Origin of the sequence: Streptomyces bobili (assembly GCF_002154575.1) — a bacterium.
Lineage (GTDB): Bacteria > Actinomycetota > Actinomycetes > Streptomycetales > Streptomycetaceae > Streptomyces > Streptomyces bobili.
Window position 1 is genome coordinate 1 of sequence record NZ_MUBA01000460.1, and the last position, 18,066, is coordinate 18,066.

The following is an 18,066-nucleotide window of genomic DNA, read 5'->3' on the forward strand; positions in this document are numbered from 1 at the left end:
CCCTCGCGAGGGAGACCACCCGCACGGTCCTCGCGGTCACGGCGACCGGCCGGGAGGCGGAGGACCTGGCGGCTGCCCTGCGCACGCTCCTGCCCCCGGACGGCGTCGTGGAGTACCCCTCCTGGGAGACGCTCCCGCACGAGCGCCTCAGCCCCCGCAGCGACACCGTCGGCCGCCGCCTCGCCGTCCTGCGCCGACTGGCCCACCCGCGCACCGACGACCCCGAGACCGGCCCGGTCTCCGTCATCGTGGCGCCGGTCCGCTCGGTGCTCCAGCCGCAGGTCAAGGGCCTCGGCGACCTGGAGCCGGTGGCCCTGCGGGGCGGCCAGACCGCCGACCTGAACGAGATCGTGGAAGCCCTCGCCGCCGCCGCGTACGCGCGCGTGGAGCTGGTCGAGAAGCGCGGCGAGTTCGCCGTACGCGGCGGCATCCTGGACGTGTTCCCGCCCACCGAGGAACACCCCCTGCGCGTCGAGTTCTGGGGCGACGACGTCGAGGAGATCCGCTACTTCAAGGTCGCCGACCAGCGCTCGCTGGAGGTCGCCGAGCACGGCCTGTGGGCGCCCCCCTGCCGAGAGCTGCTCCTCACCGACGACGTCCGCGCCCGCGCGCGTGCCCTCGCCGAACAGCACCCCGAGCTGGGCGATCTGCTGGGCAGGATCGCGGAGGGCATCGCCGTGGAGGGCATGGAGTCCCTCGCGCCGGTTCTCGTCGACGACATGGAGCTGCTGCTCGACGTGCTGCCCAAGGGGTCGATGGCCGTCGTCTGCGACCCGGAGCGGGTCCGCACGCGCGCCTCGGACCTGGTGGCGACGAGCCAGGAGTTCCTCCAGGCGTCCTGGGCGGCCACCGCGGGCGGAGGCGAGGCCCCCATCGACGTCGGCGCGGCCTCCCTGTGGTCCCTCGCCGACGTGCGCGACCGCGCGCGCGAGCTGGACATGATGTGGTGGTCGGTGTCCCCCTTCGCCGCCGACGTGGAGCTGGAGGCGGACACCCTCAAGCTGGCCATGCACGCCCCCGAGGCCTACCGGGGCGACACGGCGAAGGCCCTCGCCGACACCAAGGGCTGGCTGGCCGAGGGCCGGCGCGTCGTCTTCGTCACGGAGGGCCACGGCACGGCCGTCCGCACGGCCGAGGTGCTCGGCAACGAGGGCGTTCCGGCCCGCCTGGACACCGACCTGACCGAGCTGACCCGCTCGCTGGTGCACGTCTCCTGCGGTTCGATCGACCACGGCTTCATCGATCCGGCGCTCGACCTCGTCGTCCTGACGGAGACCGATCTGACCGGCCAGAAGGCGGCCGGCAAGGACGGCGCACGGATGCCCGCGCGCCGCAGGAAGACGATCGACCCGCTCACCCTGGAGGCGGGCGACTACATCGTCCACGAGCAGCACGGCGTGGGCCGCTACATCGAGATGGTGCAGCGCACGGTCCAGGCCGCCACCCGCGAGTACCTGGTCGTGGAGTACGCCCCCGCCAAGCGCGGCCAGCCCGGCGACCGCCTCTACATCCCCACCGACCAGCTGGAGCAGATCACCAAGTACGTCGGCGGCGAGGCACCCACCCTCCACCGGCTGGGCGGCGCCGACTGGACGAAGACGAAGGCGCGCGCGAAGAAGGCCGTCAAGGAGATCGCCGCCGACCTGATCAAGCTGTACAGCGCCCGCATGGCCGCCCCCGGGCACGCCTTCGGCGCGGACACCCCCTGGCAGCGGGAGCTGGAGGACGCCTTCCCGTACGTGGAGACGCCCGACCAGCTCACCACCATCGCCGAGGTCAAGGACGACATGGAGAAGTCGGTCCCCATGGACCGCCTGATCTGCGGCGACGTCGGCTACGGCAAGACGGAGATCGCCGTCCGTGCCGCCTTCAAGGCCGTCCAGGACGGCAAGCAGGTCGCCGTCCTGGTCCCCACCACGCTGCTGGTGCAGCAGCACTTCGGCACGTTCAGCGAGCGGTACGCGCAGTTCCCGGTGAAGGTGAAGGCGCTGTCCCGCTTCCAGTCCGACACGGAGGCCAAGGCGGTCCTGGAGGGCCTGCGCGAGGGCTCCGTGGACGTCGTCATCGGCACCCACCGCCTGTTCTCCTCGGAGACCAAGTTCAAGGACCTGGGCCTCGTCATCGTCGACGAGGAGCAGCGTTTCGGCGTCGAGCACAAGGAGCAGCTGAAGAAGCTGCGGGCCAACGTCGACGTGCTGACGATGTCGGCCACGCCCATCCCGCGCACCCTGGAGATGGCGGTGACGGGCATCCGCGAGATGTCGACGATCACCACGCCCCCGGAGGAGCGCCACCCGGTGCTCACCTTCGTCGGGCCGTACGAGGAGCGGCAGATCGGCGCCGCCGTCCGCCGCGAACTGCTGCGCGAGGGCCAGGTCTTCTACATCCACAACCGGGTCGAGTCGATCGACCGGGCGGCGGCGAGGCTGCGCGAGATCGTGCCCGAGGCGCGGATCGCGACCGCGCACGGCCAGATGTCGGAGGCCGCGCTGGAACAGGTCGTCGTCGACTTCTGGGAGAAGCGGTTCGACGTGCTCGTCTCGACGACGATCGTCGAGTCCGGCATCGACATCTCCAACGCCAACACCCTGATCGTCGAGCGCGGCGACAACTTCGGCCTGTCCCAGCTGCACCAGCTGCGCGGCCGGGTGGGCCGCGGGCGCGAACGCGGTTACGCCTATTTCCTGTACCCGCCGGAGAAGCCGCTCACGGAGACGGCCCACGAGCGCCTCGCGACCATCGCCCAGCACACCGAGATGGGCGCGGGCATGTACGTCGCGATGAAGGACCTGGAGATCCGCGGCGCGGGCAACCTCCTCGGCGGCGAACAGTCCGGGCACATCGCGGGTGTCGGCTTCGACCTGTACATCCGCATGGTCGGCGAGGCCGTCGCGGACTACCGGCGCCAGCTGGAGACCGGGGAGATCGAGGAGGAGGCACCCCTCGAGGTCAAGATCGAGCTGCCCGTCGACGCGCACGTCCCGCACGACTACGCCCCCGGCGAGCGGCTGCGCCTCCAGGCCTACCGGGCCATCGCCTCGGCCAACTCCGAGGAGGACGTCAAGGCCGTACGCGCGGAACTCGTCGACCGCTACGGCAAGTTGCCCGAGCCCGTGGAGAATTTGCTGCTGGTGGCCGGGCTGCGGATGCTGGCCCGGTCCTGCGGCGTCGGGGAGGTCGTGCTCCAGGGCAACAACATCCGGTTCGCGCCGGTGGAGTTGCGCGAGTCGCAGGAGCTGCGGCTCAAGCGGGTGTATCCGGGGTCGGTCATCAAGCCGGCCGCGCACCAGCTCCTCGTACCCCGCCCCAAGCCCGCGAAGATGGGCGGCAAGCCGGTGGTGGGGCGCGAACTGCTCGGCTGGGTGGGCGAGTTCCTGGTGACGGTACTGGGATAACCGACGCCGTAGGGCGTACGGCGTGACGAGGCCGTCCGCGGGAGGCTGCTGCTTCGCTCCGCGGACGGCCCCGGGTGGCTCCGGGTGGCTCCGGCTGCTCGGGCTCCGGCCTACGGCTGCTCGGGCGGCCGTTCGTCGTCCATGCCCATCCGCCGGTGCAGCTGCTGCTGCCCGGAGTCGACCTGGGACTCGTACTTGTTGCCGGTCTTCTCGTTGGCCTTCTTCTCGGCGGCGTCGGACATGTCCTTGGCCTTGTCCCGTCCCTGGCTCTTGAACCTGTCGAAGATGCCCATGCGGAACTCCCTCCGGAGGTGACTACCACCAACGGTATGCCCGGCTTGCGCCGTATGCCCACTTGTGGGCTTGGAGGTCTGGACCTCCCGTACCGCTGCCGTGCGCCCCTCGCCTACGGTGTACGCGAGTCCGGCCGGGGAAAACGCCCTGTGCGGGGTGGCAGCGGCCGAGCAGGGGGAGGGACGCGTGAAGCGTCTGAGGGGCGGGGCGGCGACCGCCGTCGTACTGGTCTGCGCCATGACCGGCTGCACCGACCAGGTCACCGGCGGCGGCTCCGCAGGACCCGGCAGGACCGCCGAGGGCGGGGGAGCGGCCCTCACGGCCGCCCGGTCGCTCACGGTGAAGGGACGGGCGCCGCGCACCGGTTACGACCGGGACAGGTTCGGCACCGCCTGGGCCGACACCGACTCCAACGACTGCGGGACCCGCGACGACATCCTCAAACGGGACCTGGAGAGCGTCCGGTTCACCGACGGCGGCTGCAAGGTGTCGTACGGGGTGCTGGAGTCCGACCCCTACTCCGGCAAGGACGTGACCTACCGGCGCGGCAGCAGTCAGGTCGACATAGACCATGTCGTCGCGCTGTCCGACGCCTGGCAGAAGGGCGCCAGGTACTGGGACCCGAGCAAGCGCATCGCCCTCGCCAACGACCCCCTCAACCTGTTGGCCGTGGACGCGAGCACCAACCGTTCCAAGGGGGACGGCGACACGGCGACCTGGCTGCCGCCCAACAAGGCCTACCGGTGCCCGTACGTGGCGGCACAGGTCGCGGTGAAGAAGAAGTACGAACTGTGGGTCACCGCCGCCGAGCAGGCCGCGATGGAGAAGGTCCTCTCCGGCTGCCCGGACGAGAAGCTCCCCACGGGCGGCAACCCGACGACGGCGCCGGAACGTTTCCACGCGAACTGAGCGGGCGGCCCGGCCACCGCACCCGCCCCCGACCGGCTCCGACCCGCGTTCCCGTCCGAGTGCCGACGGCTTCGGCGCGGGCTTCGGCGACTACCGGCCGTACGGGTACCCCTGCTGGTAGTGCCCCTGCGGGCCGGGCGCCCCGTACGCCATGGCCGGCATCGTCAGGATCCGCTTGTCGAACATGCCCCACAGCAGCATGCAGGCCGCCGTCGCCAGCGTCACCAGGATGGCGAGCCCCATGTACCCGTCCCCGTCCGGGCTGTCGTCCGTCGCCATCCACGGCACGGTCACGCACTCGTACAGCGCGAACGCCCCGAAGGCGACCCAGTCCGAGGACCGGCCGCGGCGGATCGCCACATAGAGGAACGGCACCCACGCCAGCAGGCCGAAGGAGAACCAGGCCAGGGCCACCCAGCCGATCCGCTGGAACCAGCCCGCCTCGAGCCGCTTCTCCGCACCTGTCATCACTGTCGTCATGTCGCCCCCCAAGTAGCCAGGGAGCAAGGTTAGGCCACGCCCGGTCCCACCCGGACCTCCCTCTCTTTACTGTGACATGAGCGAATCATGGCCCTGCGAGAGGCTGGGGTTTCCCGGCCGCCTACCCCCGCGCGATACGGTGCGTTCGATTCAGGGGGCTACACACAAACCCACGCCGTACGCCGGGATTCCGGCCGTACGCGCGCGGACGACCGATGGGGTGGGGATGGCCGAGCACCGGCAGTCCAGGAAGCGCAGATACATCACCTGGGGAGTGGCCGGCGCCGCCGTCCTCGCCGGGGCCGGGATCGCCGCGCAGAACTCGATGGCGGCCACCACCTGGCCCGCCCAGAAGACCTACACCGGCCGCGCCTTCGACGCCTGCACCGCGCCCTCGCTGGCTGCCATGAAGGCATGGAAGACCGAGGGGTACTACAGCGGCGTCGCCGTCTACATCGGCGGAAAGAACCGCGGCTGCGCCCAGCCCAACCTCACCGCGTCCTGGGTGAAGTCGGTCAACACCCTCGGCTGGAAGCTCATCCCGCTCTACGTCGGCGCCCAGCCGCCCTGCCAGACGAGCAGCAACCCGGAGAAGTTCACCGCCGCCACCGCGGCCTCCCTCGGCGTGAGCAACGCCAACGACGCCGTCGCCAAGGCCGCCGCGCTCGGCATGAAGGCCGGCAGCCCGGTCTACCTCGACATGGAGCCGTACGACATCACGAACAAGGCGTGCAACGACGCCGTGCTCACGTACGTCCGCTCCTTCACCAAGACGCTGCGCGCCAAGACCTACCGGGCCGGCTACTACGGCTTCAGCAGCTCCAGCGCCAAGGCGATCGCCACCGCGACGAACAGGACGGACCTGCCGGGCAACCTCTGGTACGCGCTGTGGGACAAGCAGTACACCACCACCGCGGACTGGCCCTGGGACCCCAAGCTCTACACCAACCACAGCCGCGGCCACCAGTACATGGTCAACAGCAAGGAGACCCGCGGCGGTTACACGATCACCGTGGACCGCAACGCCTGGGACGCCCCGGTCGCCCTCGTGGGCTGACCCTCGTACGGGTGCGGGCGCGGCGGTGCCCGAAGTCCTGGTGAATCGTTGGTCCAATGGCTTGGCCCCAGCCGCGCCACTGCCTAACATCGATCACCGCAAGACTTTGTGCACCGCCGCACAATCTCCTCGGGAGGCTTCCTTGCACCGCCGCCGTCGCACCGCGCTTCTGCTGTCCGCCGCGATCGTCGCGGCAGGCCCCCTCCTCACGGCCTGCGGCAACGAGGCCCACCCCGGAGCGGCGGCCGTCGTCGGCGGCCAGCGGATCACCGTCTCGCAGCTGGAGGGGCGGGTGAACGAGGTGCGCGAGGCCCAGCGCGCCGCCGTCACCGACGACGCCCAGTACGCGCAGGCCATCGCCCGCACCGGCACCCTCGCCCGTGACACCCTGCACGGCATGGTCCTCGACCAGGTGCTGCACCGCGCCGCCGAGGACGCGGGCATCACCGTCAGCCGCAAGGAGGTCCAGGCCATGCGGGCCGGCCTGGAACAGCAGGCGGGCGGCGCGAAGGGCCTGGAGACCACCTGGCTCCAGCAGTACGGCATCCCGCCGCAGCGCCTCGACGAGAACCTCCGCCTCCAGCTGGAGGCCCAGAAGCTCGCCGCGCGGCTCGGCACCGACACCAGCCGGCCCGAGTTCTGGAACGCGCTGTCGAAGGCGTCCACGGAACTCGACGTCGACCTCAACCCGCGCTACGGCGACTGGGACGTCCAGAAGGTCAGCCGCGTCGACGCGAAGACCCCGTGGGTCCGCGACGTGACGACACCGGCCCAGCCCCCGCAGAGCGCCTGACCGCACGGCGGTCCCGGCCGGCCTGTGGATGACTCCTGGGGCTGTCGGCGGGGTGGGTTACGTTCGGAGCGTGAACGCAACGAGTCCCGAAGGCGGCGCCCCCGGCCGTGTCGTCCTGCTCACCACCAGCCACCGGGTCGCCCCCGGCCTGCTGTCCTGGCCCGCCTGGCAGGCCCTGCGCGAGGCCGACCGCGTCCTGTGCGCGGACGGCGCCCATCCGCAGCTGCCGTATCTGCGCGAGGCGGGTATAGAGGTGGCGGAGACCTCCGCGACCGCCGAGGAACTGCTCTCCGCCTGCGCCGGCGGCCGCACGGTCGTGGTCGTGGCCACCGGTGAGGGCGAGCCCGCCCTGACCGACGGCCTGGCCCGGCTGGCCGGCTCCGGCCGCGTGTCCATGCCCGACCTGGAGCTGCTCCCCGCCTCCTACGACCTCCCCGGCGCCCGCCTCCTCGACCTCGTCCAGGTCATGGACCGTATCCGCGCCGAATGCCCCTGGTCCTCCCGGCAGACCCACAAGGGCCTCGCGAAGTACGGCATCGAGGAGGCGTACGAACTGGTCGAGGCCATCGAGGACGGCGACCGCGACGAGCTGCGCGAGGAACTGGGCGACGTCCTCCTCCAGGTCGTCTTCCACGCCCGTATCGCCGAGGAGGACGAGGAGGCCCCGTTCTCCGTCGACGACGTGGCCGGCACGATCGTCACCAAGCTCATCCACCGCCACCCGCACGTCTTCGGCGACGCCACCGCGACCACCCCCGAGGAGGTCAAGGAGCACTGGATGCGCACGAAGGCGGTCGAGAAGGGCCGCGAGTCGGTCACCGACGGCATCCCCCTCCACCAGCCGGGCCTCGCCCTGGCGGCGAAGCTCGCCTCGCGAGTCCGCTCGGCCCACCTGGACGTGCCGCTCCCGGCCTCGGAAGGCCTCGGCTACGACCTCCTGGCCCTGGCGGCCCGAGCCGAGGCGGAGGGCGTCGACCCGGAAGCGGCCCTGCGGGCAGCGGCCCGCACCTACCGAGACGCGATCCGGGCAGCCGAGGGAGTGGGGGAGTAGGGGGCGGCTCCTGGAGCCTGGCGGATACGGGGGTTCGAGGACTCGCGGAGCCGCCGATCCCGTACCCGGTGCGGGCAAGGCCTGTGCCGGGACTTCCCTCACCCGGGCCGTGCGAGGTCCCCGCCCCGATCCCCGATACCGTCGAGGCGTGACCGACCAGCCCGTACCCGAGACGTCCGCGCCAGCCCTGTTCACCTGGGACTTCGCCACCGACCCCTACCCGGCCTACGCCTGGCTCCGCGAGCACGCGCCCGTGCACCGCACCCGGCTGCCCAGCGGTGTGGAGGCCTGGCTGGTCACCCGGTACGCCGATGCCAAGCAGGCCCTCGCCGACCCGCGGCTCAGCAAGAACCCGGCGCATCACGACGAGCCCGCGCACGCCAAGGGCAAGACGGGGATCCCCGGTGAGCGCAAGGCCGAGCTGATGACGCATCTGCTGAACATCGACCCGCCGGACCACACCCGGCTGCGACGGCTCGTCAGCAAGGCGTTCACGCCCCGCCGCGTCGCCGAGTTCGCGCCCCGCGTCCAGGAGCTGACGGACGAACTCATCGACCGGTTCGCGGACAAGGGGACCGCCGACCTCATCCACGACTTCGCCTTCCCGCTCCCCATCTACGCCATCTGCGACCTGCTCGGCGTCCCGCGCGAGGACCAGGACGACTTCCGTGACTGGGCGGGCATGATGATCCGGCACGGCGGCGGCCCGCGCGGCGGTGTCGCGCGGTCGGTGAAGAAGATGCGCGGCTATCTCCTGGAACTCATCCACCGCAAGCGCGCGGAGCTGCCCGCCGAACCGGCGCCCGGCGAGGACCTCATCTCCGGTCTGATCCGCGCCTCCGACCACGGCGAGCACCTCACCGAGAACGAGGCCGCCGCCATGGCCTTCATCCTCCTGTTCGCCGGTTTCGAGACGACGGTGAACCTGATCGGCAACGGCACCTACGCCCTCCTGAACCACCCCGAACAGCGCGCCCGCCTCCAGGACTCCCTGGCGGCCGGCGAGCGTGGCCTCCTGGCGACCGGTGTGGAGGAACTCCTGCGCTACGACGGCCCGGTGGAACTCGCCACCTGGCGCTTCGCCACCGAGCCGCTCACCCTCGGCGGACAGGACATCGCCGCCGGCGATCCGGTCCTCGTGGTCCTGGCGGCGGCCGACCGGGACCCGGAACGGTTCGCCGACCCGGACGTGCTGGACCTCTCCCGCCGCGACAACCAGCACCTCGGCTACGGCCACGGCATCCACTACTGCCTGGGCGCGCCCCTGGCCCGCCTGGAGGGACAGACCGCACTGGCCACCCTCCTCACCCGGCTGCCTGATCTGCGACTCGGCGCGGACCCGGCCGACTTGAGGTGGCGCGGCGGCCTCATCATGCGCGGACTGCGCACGCTGCCCGTGGAGTTCAATCCCGCTGCCAGCGGTGAACCCGCCGCAGCCGTCCACTGACCGTCCGTTATGTGACCAAGTGGCGAAGTGAAGGTGACCAATCCTCAGCTCTGTGATCTTCACGTGATCTGCGCGGCATTAACTTGTGACAAGTGATCGTCTGCCGATACGTTCACCTGTCAGCGCGGCGCCCCTGCTTCACTCGCCGTGCAGGCACTGCTGTCTCGAGAAAGGCCCTCGCATGCTCTCCGGGAACGGTCGTCACCGGCGCCCCCGTCAGGCTCCGGCCCTCCTTGTCGCGGCCGGCGTGACCGGCACCGCGATCGCCATCCCGCTGCTGGGCGCCACCGGCGCGAGCGCGGCCGACGGCACGGTGTGGGACACGGTGGCGGAGTGCGAGTCCGGCGGCTCCTGGAGCGCCGACACGGGCAACGGCGAGTACGGCGGCCTGGCGCTGAGCCAGGAGGACTGGGAGGCGTACGGCGGCCTCGACTTCGCCGAGCGCCCCGACCTGGCCAGCCGCAACCAGCAGATATCCGTGGCCCAGAAGGTCCTCGCGGACCAGGGCATCGGCGCCTGGGGTACCTGTGGGCTGACCTCCGGGCTGACCAAGGCCAACGGTGCGGGCAGCGTGGACACCGGAGTGGCGGACGACTCGTCCGACTCCTCCGCGTCGTCCGGACTGTCCGACCTGTCCAAGGGTTCGTCGGGTTCCTCCGGCTCCTCGGGCTCTTCCGGCTCCTCGAAGTCCTCGGACCCCGCGGGGGAGTCCGCCGACCCGTCGGCCGAATCCTCCCCGGAAGGCGCGGACTCGGCTTCCCCGTCGCCTTCGTCCCCTTCCTCCGGTACGCCGGACAACTCCTCCGTGTCCGATACGCCCGCAGATGGGGACGCGAGCGCCTCGGAGTCGGGCGGCGGTACGCCCACGGCCACCCCGGAAGCGGACGACTCGGACAAGTCGGTGCAGGATGCGGGCTCCTGGAGCCTCGTCGACACCGGCTCCCTCGCCTCCGGCCGTCATCGCGGCACCACCGCCGAGGAGGCCGCGCCCGTGCCGGACGGCACCGCCCCCGCCTCCTCCGGCCGTCACGCCGCCGACACCTACGTGGTGCGCGAGGGTGACTCGCTCGCCTCCATCGCCGACTCCCTTGGCCTCGACGGCGGATGGCGTGCGCTCTACGCCGAGAACAAGGCCGCCATCGGTGTCGACCCGAACAACATCACCGCCGGTCAGACGCTCGACACAGCGGTTCAATAGGGCGGAAAAACGGGAAAAGCAGCGGGAGTTCACGTCACACTTCGCGTCGAATGTCCGGTTTGATCAAAGTGTGGGATGAGTCTCAGAAGGCGTGATCGTCTTTGAAATTCCGCCGAGCCCGTGTCTACCGTCAGGATCGCTCGGCAACCCGAGCCCCGGCTGTCGCAACGCCGAATCCTGCCAGTGGCAGCCCGGGAACAGTCGTCGCGCAAGCGCCGTAGGCAGGAGCGGGGGACCCAAGGTAGGTGCCGGACCGGTCGGTTGACCGGAACGGCTCGGGGTGAAGCCACGCGTTCCGGGGAGCAGTGCTCTTCGAGGACGAGTGGCCGGGCAACTCACACGGCCCGAACCCGACAGCTCACCTCGCAGGCGTCGGTGAGGGGATCCACCATGCTGTTTTCCGGCAAGGGCAAGCACCGCCGCCCGTCCAAGGCCACCCGTGTCGCCGCGCTCGCCGGTGTCACCGGTGTCGCCATAGCCGCCCCGCTGATGGCGGCCGGCAACGCCTCCGCCGCCACCGCCTCCGAGTGGGACGCGGTCGCCCAGTGCGAGTCCGGCGGCAACTGGTCCATCAACACCGGCAACGGCTACTACGGCGGCCTGCAGTTCTCGGCCTCCACCTGGGCCGCGTACGGCGGCACGCAGTTCGCCTCCACCGCCGACAAGGCCTCGAAGTCCCAGCAGATCCAGATCGCGGAGAAGGTCCTCGCGGGCCAGGGCAAGGGTGCCTGGCCGTCCTGTGGCGTGGGCCTGTCCGGCGCCGCGTACAACGGCGGCGGCTCGGCCTCCACGGGCTCGTCGTCCACCGGCAGCTCCTCCAGCGGCTCCTCGGAGTCCACCACGCGCTCCACCGGTGAGCAGAGCGCCTCCCGCTCCGCCGAGCGCCCGGCCGCCAAGACCCCGAAGACGGTCACCACCCCGACCGGCAAGAAGGTCAAGAAGGGTGACGGCGAGTACAAGGTCGTCAAGGGCGACACGCTCAGCTCCATCGCCGAGGCGCACGACGTCAAGGGCGGCTGGGCCAAGCTGTTCGAGCTGAACAAGGACATCGTCCAGGACGCCGACCTCATCTACCCGGGTCAGCAGCTGCACCTGAAGTGACATCCGGCTCCCAGCCGGACCACAGCCCCCTCACCTGCGAGGCCGCCACACTGACGGCCTCGTGAGGGAGCCCCCGTCCCCACAAGCACCCCGCCCCGGTGCGTGTTCCCCCGTACGCACCGGGGCGGGGTCCTTCTTTTCCCGATCTCCTGTTCGCCGCTTCGTGTCGGCCCTTCTGCCGGCCACCCCTTTGTTCCGGACGGAAACAATGGGTACGGTCTCCTTGTCCACGGGACGGTCGGTCGGCCGACCGACCGCCCGAGGCGGTTAGGCTCTAGTCGCAAGGCTCGCCGAGGGCTCGTCAGAGCCCCCACGTGCCCCGCACAACCAGCGTCACATCCCAAGAAGGAGATGCTCGTGCCGTCCATCGACGTCGTCGTAGCCCGGGAAATCCTCGACTCGCGAGGCAACCCCACCGTCGAGGTCGAGGTCGGCCTCGACGACGGCAGCACGGGTCGTGCCGCCGTTCCCTCCGGCGCCTCCACCGGCGCCTTCGAGGCCATCGAGCTTCGCGACGGTGACCCCAACCGCTACCACGGCAAGGGTGTCGAGAAGGCCGTCCTGGCCGTCATCGAGCAGATCGGCCCCGAGCTGGTCGGCTACGACGCCACCGAGCAGCGCCTGATCGACCAGGCGATGTTCGACCTGGACGCCACCGACAACAAGGGCTCCCTCGGCGCCAACGCCATCCTCGGCGTCTCCCTCGCCGTCGCGCACGCCGCCTCCGAGGCCAGCGACCTCCCGCTCTTCCGCTACCTGGGCGGCCCGAACGCGCACCTGCTGCCCGTTCCGATGATGAACATCCTGAACGGCGGCTCGCACGCCGACTCCAACGTGGACATCCAGGAGTTCATGATCGCCCCGATCGGCGCGGAGTCCTTCTCCGAGGCCCTGCGCTGGGGCGCCGAGGTCTACCACACCCTCAAGAAGGTGCTGAAGACCAAGGGCCTGTCGACCGGCCTCGGCGACGAGGGCGGCTTCGCCCCGAACCTGGAGTCCAACCGCGCCGCGCTCGACCTCATCATCGAGGCCATCAAGCAGGCCGGTTACGTCCCCGGCGAGCAGATCGCGCTCGCGCTCGACGTCGCCGCGTCCGAGTTCTACAAGGACGGCAAGTACGAGTTCGAGGGCAAGTCCCGCTCGGCCGCCGAGATGACCGAGTACTACGAGGAGCTGGTCTCCGCGTACCCGCTGGTCTCCATCGAGGACCCGCTGTACGAGGACGACTGGGCCGGCTGGAAGGTCATCACCGACAAGCTGGGCGACAAGGTCCAGATCGTCGGCGACGACCTCTTCGTCACCAACCCGGAGCGCCTGGCCCGCGGCATCGAGGAGGGCTCCGCGAACGCCCTGCTCGTCAAGGTCAACCAGATCGGCTCGCTGACCGAGACGCTGGACGCCGTCGAGATGGCCCAGCGCAACGGCTTCAAGTGCATGATGTCCCACCGCTCCGGCGAGACCGAGGACGTCACCATCGCCGACCTCGCCGTCGCGGTGAACTGCGGTCAGATCAAGACCGGCGCCCCGGCCCGCTCGGACCGCGTCGCCAAGTACAACCAGCTGCTGCGCATCGAGGAGATCCTCGACGACGCCGCGGTGTACGCGGGCCGTTCGGCCTTCCCGCGCTTCAAAGGCTGAGCCTTACCGGGCTAAGCCTTAGCCAGTCGTACGTACGTCCCCGTACCGGTCCCGTACCGTGTCCGGGGACGTACGCACGTGTGAGACGGGAGGCGGGGACGCATGGCCGTGAAGGACCGGGACCGTTTCTCCACCGCGACCAGGATCAAGCTGATCGGTGAGCAGACCGCGGCCAGGGTCTACCGGTCCCAGACCAAGCGCCAGGCCCGCCGCTCCCGCCTCACCGGCCGGGCGGCCCTCCTCGCGCTCGTCCTGTGCACGCTGATCGTGGCCCTGGCCTACCCCATGCGGCAGTACGTCTCCCAGCGCGCCGAGATCGCCGATCTCCAGCGTGAGAAGCAGGAGGCCCGCGAACGGGTGGAACAGCTCCGCGACCTCAAGGCACGCTGGCAGGACGACGCCTACGCCGAACAGCGGATCCGGCTGCGGCTGCATTACGTGATGCCGGGGGAGACGGGTTTCATCGTCGTCGACCCCGACGCCGCCGAGCAGTCCCGCGCCGACCAGGGGGCCGCCGACCGCCCCTGGTACTCCAACGTCTGGGACGGCGTCGACAAGTCCGACGCCGCCGCCGACCGATGAACTGACAGAGAGACTTTCGTACAGGCATGGAAACGCCCCCGCCGACCACTCCCCGCACCGAGCCCACCGACGCCGATGTCGAGGCCTTCAGGCAGCAGCTCGGACGCCCGCCGCGCGGCCTGCGCGCGATCGCGCACCGATGCCCGTGCGGCCAGCCGGACGTGGTGGAGACGGCCCCCCGCCTCCCCGACGGCACCCCCTTCCCGACGCTGTACTACCTGACGTGCCCGAAGGCCAACTCGGCGATCGGCACGCTGGAGGCGAACGGCGTGATGAAGGAGATGACGGAACGGCTCCGGACCGACCCGGAGCTGGCGGCGGCGTACCGCGCGGCGCACGAGGACTATGTGCGGCGGCGGGACGAGATCGAGGAACTGAAGAACTTCCCCAGCGCCGGGGGCATGCCGGACCGGGTGAAGTGCCTGCACGTGCTGGTCGCCCACTCCCTGGCGGCGGGACCCGGCGTGAACCCGCTCGGGGACGAGGCGCTGGCCATGCTGCCGCAGTGGTGGTCCAAGGGGACGTGTGTGACGCCGGCCGAGGGTGACGCCCGATGACCCGCGTCGCCGCCGTCGACTGCGGTACGAACTCCATCCGGCTGCTCGTCGCCGACGCCCACCCCGAGACGGGTGAACTGGCCGAGCTGGACCGCCGCATGACGATCGTGCGGCTCGGGCAGGGGGTCGACCGGACCGGGCGGCTCGCGCCCGAGGCGCTGGAACGGACCTTCGCCGCCTGCCGGGAGTACGCGGCCGTCATCAAGGAACACGGCGCCGAGCGGCTGCGCTTCGTGGCCACCTCCGCCTCGCGCGACGCGGAGAACCGCGACGAGTTCGTGCGCGGTGTGCTGGACATCCTGGGCGTCGAGCCCGAGGTGATCTCCGGGGACCAGGAGGCGGAGTTCTCCTTCACCGGCGCCACCAGGGAACTGACCGGCCGTGACGACCTGGCGAAGCCCTACCTCGTCGTGGACATCGGCGGCGGCTCGACCGAGTTCGTCGTCGGGAACGACCAGGTGCGCGCGGCACGTTCCGTGGACATCGGCTGCGTGCGGATGACCGAGCGGCACCTGGTCGTCGACGGGGCGGTCACCGACCCGCCGACGGAGCGGCAGATCGCGGCCATACGCGCCGACATCGAGGCGGCCCTGGACCTCGCCGAGCGCACGGTCCCGCTGAGCGAGGCGCACACCCTGGTCGGCCTCGCCGGCTCGGTCACCACGATCTCCGCGATCGCACAGCAGCTGCCCGCGTACGACCCGCAGGCCATCCACCACTCCCGCGTCTCCCGTGACCGGGTCCGCGAGATCACCGACTGGCTGCTGCGCTCCACCCACGCCGAGCGCGCGGCGATCCCGTCGATGCATCCGGGCCGGGTCGACGTCATCGGCGCGGGTGCCCTGGTCCTCCTGTCGATCATGGACCGGATCGGCGCGGAGGAGGTCGTGGTGAGCGAGCACGACATCCTGGACGGGATCGGCTGGTCTCTGGCCTGACCGCCTACAGGCTGCGGTACACGTCCCGCCGGTCGCCTGCCTTGACGACGAGAGTTCCTTGACGTCGGCGTCCTGGCGGTACGGGTCGTCGCCGGGGTGGTCCCCTTTTCGCCGGCTGATCGTGGCGTGCAGGGGTCGGAGCGGTCGGGCTGTGGGAGGCCCGCAGCCTCGGCGGGGTCGCCTGGTCGGCTCTCTCCTGAGCAGGTCGGGCGGCGTTTGAGCATGATCGAGGGGGTTGAGTCGGTCAGGAACGGGCCCTCGGTGACAGCCCCCCGGAAAAGTTCGTGAAGTTCTTCACAAGGAAAACGGTCCTGTCGGAGGACGAAGAGGGGCCGGTTGGCCCTTACGGGGTGCGGATAGGCGGGTGAACATGTTCAAAAGCGGAAGGCGCGGACGTTTCGCAGGGGTTGCGGGCGGGGTGTTTCGAGGGCCTCACTCGGCACCCGGAACCCTGGAGAGGCAGCTCACGCGGCATTGACAACGGCACCGAATGCATACGGGTTCCCGTCGCGCATCATGACCTGGATCACGTGAGCGGCGGAGGATAACACACACCCCGAGGAAGCTTGTGAAGGGGCGCACGAGCGACCCCCCTCGGGCGGGTGGATACTCGATGGCATGAGCACCACGGAGCGTCCCAGGATCCTCGTAGTAGGCGGTGGGTACGTAGGCCTGTACGCAGCTCGGCGTATCCAGAAGAAGATGCGCTACGGCGAGGCGACCGTCACGGTCGTCGACCCCCGGTCGTACATGACCTACCAGCCCTTCCTCCCCGAAACCGCCGCCGGCAACATCTCCCCGCGCCACGTCGTCGTCCCGCTGCGACGCGTGCTGCCCAAGGCGGAGGTCCTCACCGGCCGGGTCACCACCATCGACCAGGACCGCAAGGTCGCCACGATCGCCCCGCTGGTCGGCGAGGCGTACGAGCTGCCCTTCGACTACCTGGTCGTCGCGCTCGGCGCGGTCTCCCGCACCTTCCCGATCCCCGGCCTGGCCGAACAGGGCATCGGTATGAAGGGCATCGAGGAGGCCATCGGCCTGCGCAACCACGTCCTCGAACAGCTCGACAAGGCCGACTCCACCACCGACGAGGAGATCCGCCGCAAGGCGCTCACCTTCGTCTTCGTCGGCGGCGGTTTCGCCGGTGCGGAGACCATCGGTGAGGTCGAGGACATGGCCCGCGACGCCGCCAAGTACTACAAGAACGTGTCCCGTGAGGACATGCGCTTCATCCTGGTCGACGCCGCCGACAAGATCCTCCCCGAGGTCGGCCCGAAGCTGGGCGCCTACGGCAAGGAGCACCTGGAGAGCCGCGGCGTGGAGATCTACCTCTCCACCTCGATGGACTCCTGCGTCGACGGCCACGTGGTGCTGAAGAACGGCCTGGAGGTCGACTCCAGCACGATCGTCTGGACGGCCGGCGTCAAGCCGAACCCGGTCCTCGCCCGCTACGGCCTCCCGCTGGGCCCCCGTGGTCACGTCGACACGGCCGCCACGCTCCAGGTGCAGGGCACCGACTACATCTGGGCCGCCGGCGACAACGCCCAGGTCCCCGACGTCGCCGCCCGCAAGGCCGGCGTCGAGAACGCCTGGTGCCCGCCGAACGCGCAGCACGCGCTGCGTCAGGCCAAGGTCCTCGGCGACAACGTGATCTCCGGTATGCGGGGCTTCCCGCAGAAGGAGTACGCGCACTCCAACAAGGGTGCGGTGGCGGGCCTCGGCCTCCACAAGGGCGTCGCGATGATCGTCATGGGCAAGATGAAGATCAAGCTCAAGGGCCGCCTGGCGTGGTACATGCACCGTGGCTACCACGGCATGGCGATGCCGACGTGGAACCGCAAGATCCGCGTCTTCGCCGACTGGACCCTCGGCATGTTCCTCAAGCGTGAGGTCGTCGCCCTCGGCGCGCTGGAGTCCCCGCGCGAGGAGTTCTACGAGGCCGCGAAGCCGGCCCCGGTAGCGGCGAAGCCGGCCGCGGAGAAGACCGAGAAGACCGGCGAGAAGGCCAAGGCCTCCTGACCTCCGGTCACGCAGTACACCCCGAAGGGGCCGCCCGCCATCCGTGGTGCGGGCGGCCCCTTCGGCGTGTTCCGGGCGACGCCGAGCCGGTCCGGGGCGAAGCCCGGTGGGGGAGCACACCGCGGTTCGGATGGTTTGCACAGACATGACCGCCGCAGGGGACTGTGCCGCGGCCTCCGCGGTGTTTACGTGGTGCAAGGACATCCGGGATCACCGTCACGGAGGTGTGCACCATGGCAGACGCCGCGCCGCGGCTCCATGCCCTCGTCCAACAGTTGCTGGGAGCGCCTTTTCCGGTGCGGGTCCGGGCCTGGGACGGCTCGCTGGCCGGGCCGCCCGACGCGCCGACCCTCGTCGTACGCAACCGCAGAGCCGTCCGCCGGCTCCTCTTCAAGCCGGGTGAGCTGGGGCTGGCCCGCGCCTGGGTGTCCGGGGACCTGGACGTCGAGGGCGACCTGTACCAGGCCCTCGACCTGATCTCCGGCCAGGTCTGGCAGCGCGACGACGACGCCCGTACCCTCACCGAGGCCCTGCGCGACCCCGGCTTCCGCGCCGCGGTCCGCGGTCTGCTGAGGCTCGCCGGACCCCCGCTGCCGCCCGCCCCGCC

The 18,066-nt window shown here is 70.6% G+C and carries 15 protein-coding genes, 1 pseudogene and 1 riboswitch; of the genes and pseudogenes, 14 read left to right on the plus strand and 2 right to left on the minus strand.

What is annotated here, in order from left to right; translation table 11 throughout:
• On the plus strand, positions 1-3,395 hold a 3,395-nt coding region (gene mfd / locus BZL64_RS30115; RefSeq protein ID WP_086772314.1), incomplete at its 5' end, for a transcription-repair coupling factor.
• A gap of 110 nt (positions 3,396-3,505) precedes the next feature.
• On the opposite strand, the gene BZL64_RS30120 is transcribed toward mfd, so the two are convergent.
• The gene (locus BZL64_RS30120; RefSeq protein WP_086772315.1) at positions 3,506-3,688 is read right to left on the minus strand and encodes an antitoxin; all 183 of its coding nucleotides are present in this window, start codon (positions 3,686-3,688) and stop codon (positions 3,506-3,508) included.
• Positions 3,689-3,875: 187 nt separating this feature from the next.
• On the opposite strand from BZL64_RS30120, the gene BZL64_RS30125 reads away from it, so the two are divergent.
• Positions 3,876-4,598: an HNH endonuclease family protein gene (locus BZL64_RS30125; RefSeq protein ID WP_086772316.1), complete on the plus strand. Its 723-nt coding sequence runs from the start codon at positions 3,876-3,878 to the stop codon at positions 4,596-4,598.
• Between the two features lie 90 nt (positions 4,599-4,688).
• On the opposite strand, the gene BZL64_RS30130 is transcribed toward BZL64_RS30125, so the two are convergent.
• Positions 4,689-5,078, minus strand: a complete 390-nt coding sequence (locus BZL64_RS30130) for a hypothetical protein (RefSeq protein ID WP_086772327.1) — start codon at positions 5,076-5,078, stop codon at positions 4,689-4,691.
• Between the two features lie 226 nt (positions 5,079-5,304).
• On the opposite strand from BZL64_RS30130, the gene BZL64_RS30135 reads away from it, so the two are divergent.
• The 12 genes and pseudogenes from BZL64_RS30135 to BZL64_RS30190 all read left to right on the plus strand — a co-directional run.
• The gene (locus tag BZL64_RS30135; protein WP_086772317.1) at positions 5,305-6,135 is read left to right on the plus strand and encodes a glycoside hydrolase domain-containing protein; all 831 of its coding nucleotides are present in this window, start codon (positions 5,305-5,307) and stop codon (positions 6,133-6,135) included.
• A gap of 142 nt (positions 6,136-6,277) precedes the next feature.
• Positions 6,278-6,928: a SurA N-terminal domain-containing protein gene (locus BZL64_RS30140; RefSeq protein WP_086772318.1), complete on the plus strand. Its 651-nt coding sequence runs from the start codon at positions 6,278-6,280 to the stop codon at positions 6,926-6,928.
• A 70-nt stretch (positions 6,929-6,998) separates the two neighbouring features.
• Positions 6,999-7,979 carry a nucleoside triphosphate pyrophosphohydrolase gene (locus BZL64_RS30145; RefSeq protein ID WP_086772319.1) on the plus strand — a complete coding sequence of 327 codons (981 nt, stop codon included), beginning with the start codon at positions 6,999-7,001 and terminating at the stop codon, positions 7,977-7,979.
• 148 nt (positions 7,980-8,127) lie between these two features.
• On the plus strand, positions 8,128-9,426 hold the full coding sequence (locus BZL64_RS30150; protein ID WP_086772320.1) for a cytochrome P450 family protein: 1,299 nt from the start codon (positions 8,128-8,130) through the stop codon (positions 9,424-9,426).
• Between the two features lie 181 nt (positions 9,427-9,607).
• Complete coding sequence (locus tag BZL64_RS30155; RefSeq protein WP_086772321.1) at positions 9,608-10,624, plus strand: LysM peptidoglycan-binding domain-containing protein; 1,017 nt, start codon at positions 9,608-9,610, stop codon at positions 10,622-10,624.
• A gap of 203 nt (positions 10,625-10,827) precedes the next feature.
• Positions 10,828-11,011: riboswitch (cyclic di-AMP (ydaO/yuaA leader) on the plus strand.
• A gap of 3 nt (positions 11,012-11,014) precedes the next feature.
• On the plus strand, positions 11,015-11,725 hold the full coding sequence (locus BZL64_RS30160) for a LysM peptidoglycan-binding domain-containing protein (RefSeq protein WP_086772322.1): 711 nt from the start codon (positions 11,015-11,017) through the stop codon (positions 11,723-11,725).
• Between the two features lie 351 nt (positions 11,726-12,076).
• Positions 12,077-13,363: a phosphopyruvate hydratase gene (eno, locus tag BZL64_RS30165; RefSeq protein ID WP_073496092.1), complete on the plus strand. Its 1,287-nt coding sequence runs from the start codon at positions 12,077-12,079 to the stop codon at positions 13,361-13,363.
• Between the two features lie 102 nt (positions 13,364-13,465).
• Positions 13,466-13,945 (plus strand): FtsB family cell division protein, encoded by a 480-nt coding sequence (locus BZL64_RS30170; RefSeq protein WP_086772323.1) that lies wholly within the window; start codon positions 13,466-13,468, stop codon positions 13,943-13,945.
• Positions 13,946-13,971: 26 nt separating this feature from the next.
• Complete coding sequence (locus tag BZL64_RS30175) at positions 13,972-14,502, plus strand: DUF501 domain-containing protein (RefSeq protein WP_086772324.1); 531 nt, start codon at positions 13,972-13,974, stop codon at positions 14,500-14,502.
• Complete coding sequence (locus BZL64_RS30180) at positions 14,499-15,440, plus strand: Ppx/GppA phosphatase family protein (protein WP_086772325.1); 942 nt, start codon at positions 14,499-14,501, stop codon at positions 15,438-15,440. The genes BZL64_RS30175 and BZL64_RS30180 overlap by 4 nt, the downstream gene beginning before the upstream one ends.
• A gap of 618 nt (positions 15,441-16,058) precedes the next feature.
• Positions 16,059-17,459 carry an NAD(P)/FAD-dependent oxidoreductase gene (locus BZL64_RS30185; RefSeq protein ID WP_086772326.1) on the plus strand — a complete coding sequence of 467 codons (1,401 nt, stop codon included), beginning with the start codon at positions 16,059-16,061 and terminating at the stop codon, positions 17,457-17,459.
• 233 nt (positions 17,460-17,692) lie between these two features.
• Positions 17,693-18,066 (plus strand): annotated as a pseudogene (locus BZL64_RS30190) (SAM-dependent methyltransferase); the annotation flags it as partial.

Coding starts and splice junctions, on each gene's coding strand:
- BZL64_RS30170 (WP_086772323.1), top strand. CDS start 13,466: ATGGCCGTGAAGGACCGGGACCGTTTCTCCACCGCGACCAGGATCAAG.
- BZL64_RS30135 (WP_086772317.1), top strand. CDS start 5,305: ATGGCCGAGCACCGGCAGTCCAGGAAGCGCAGATACATCACCTGGGGA.
- eno (WP_073496092.1), top strand. CDS start 12,077: ATGCTCGTGCCGTCCATCGACGTCGTCGTAGCCCGGGAAATCCTCGAC.
- BZL64_RS30155 (WP_086772321.1), top strand. CDS start 9,608: ATGCTCTCCGGGAACGGTCGTCACCGGCGCCCCCGTCAGGCTCCGGCC.
- BZL64_RS30185 (WP_086772326.1), top strand. CDS start 16,059: ATGAGCACCACGGAGCGTCCCAGGATCCTCGTAGTAGGCGGTGGGTAC.
- BZL64_RS30180 (WP_086772325.1), top strand. CDS start 14,499: ATGACCCGCGTCGCCGCCGTCGACTGCGGTACGAACTCCATCCGGCTG.
- BZL64_RS30120 (WP_086772315.1), bottom strand. CDS start 3,688: ATGGGCATCTTCGACAGGTTCAAGAGCCAGGGACGGGACAAGGCCAAG.
- BZL64_RS30130 (WP_086772327.1), bottom strand. CDS start 5,078: ATGACGACAGTGATGACAGGTGCGGAGAAGCGGCTCGAGGCGGGCTGG.
- BZL64_RS30160 (WP_086772322.1), top strand. CDS start 11,015: ATGCTGTTTTCCGGCAAGGGCAAGCACCGCCGCCCGTCCAAGGCCACC.
- BZL64_RS30175 (WP_086772324.1), top strand. CDS start 13,972: ATGGAAACGCCCCCGCCGACCACTCCCCGCACCGAGCCCACCGACGCC.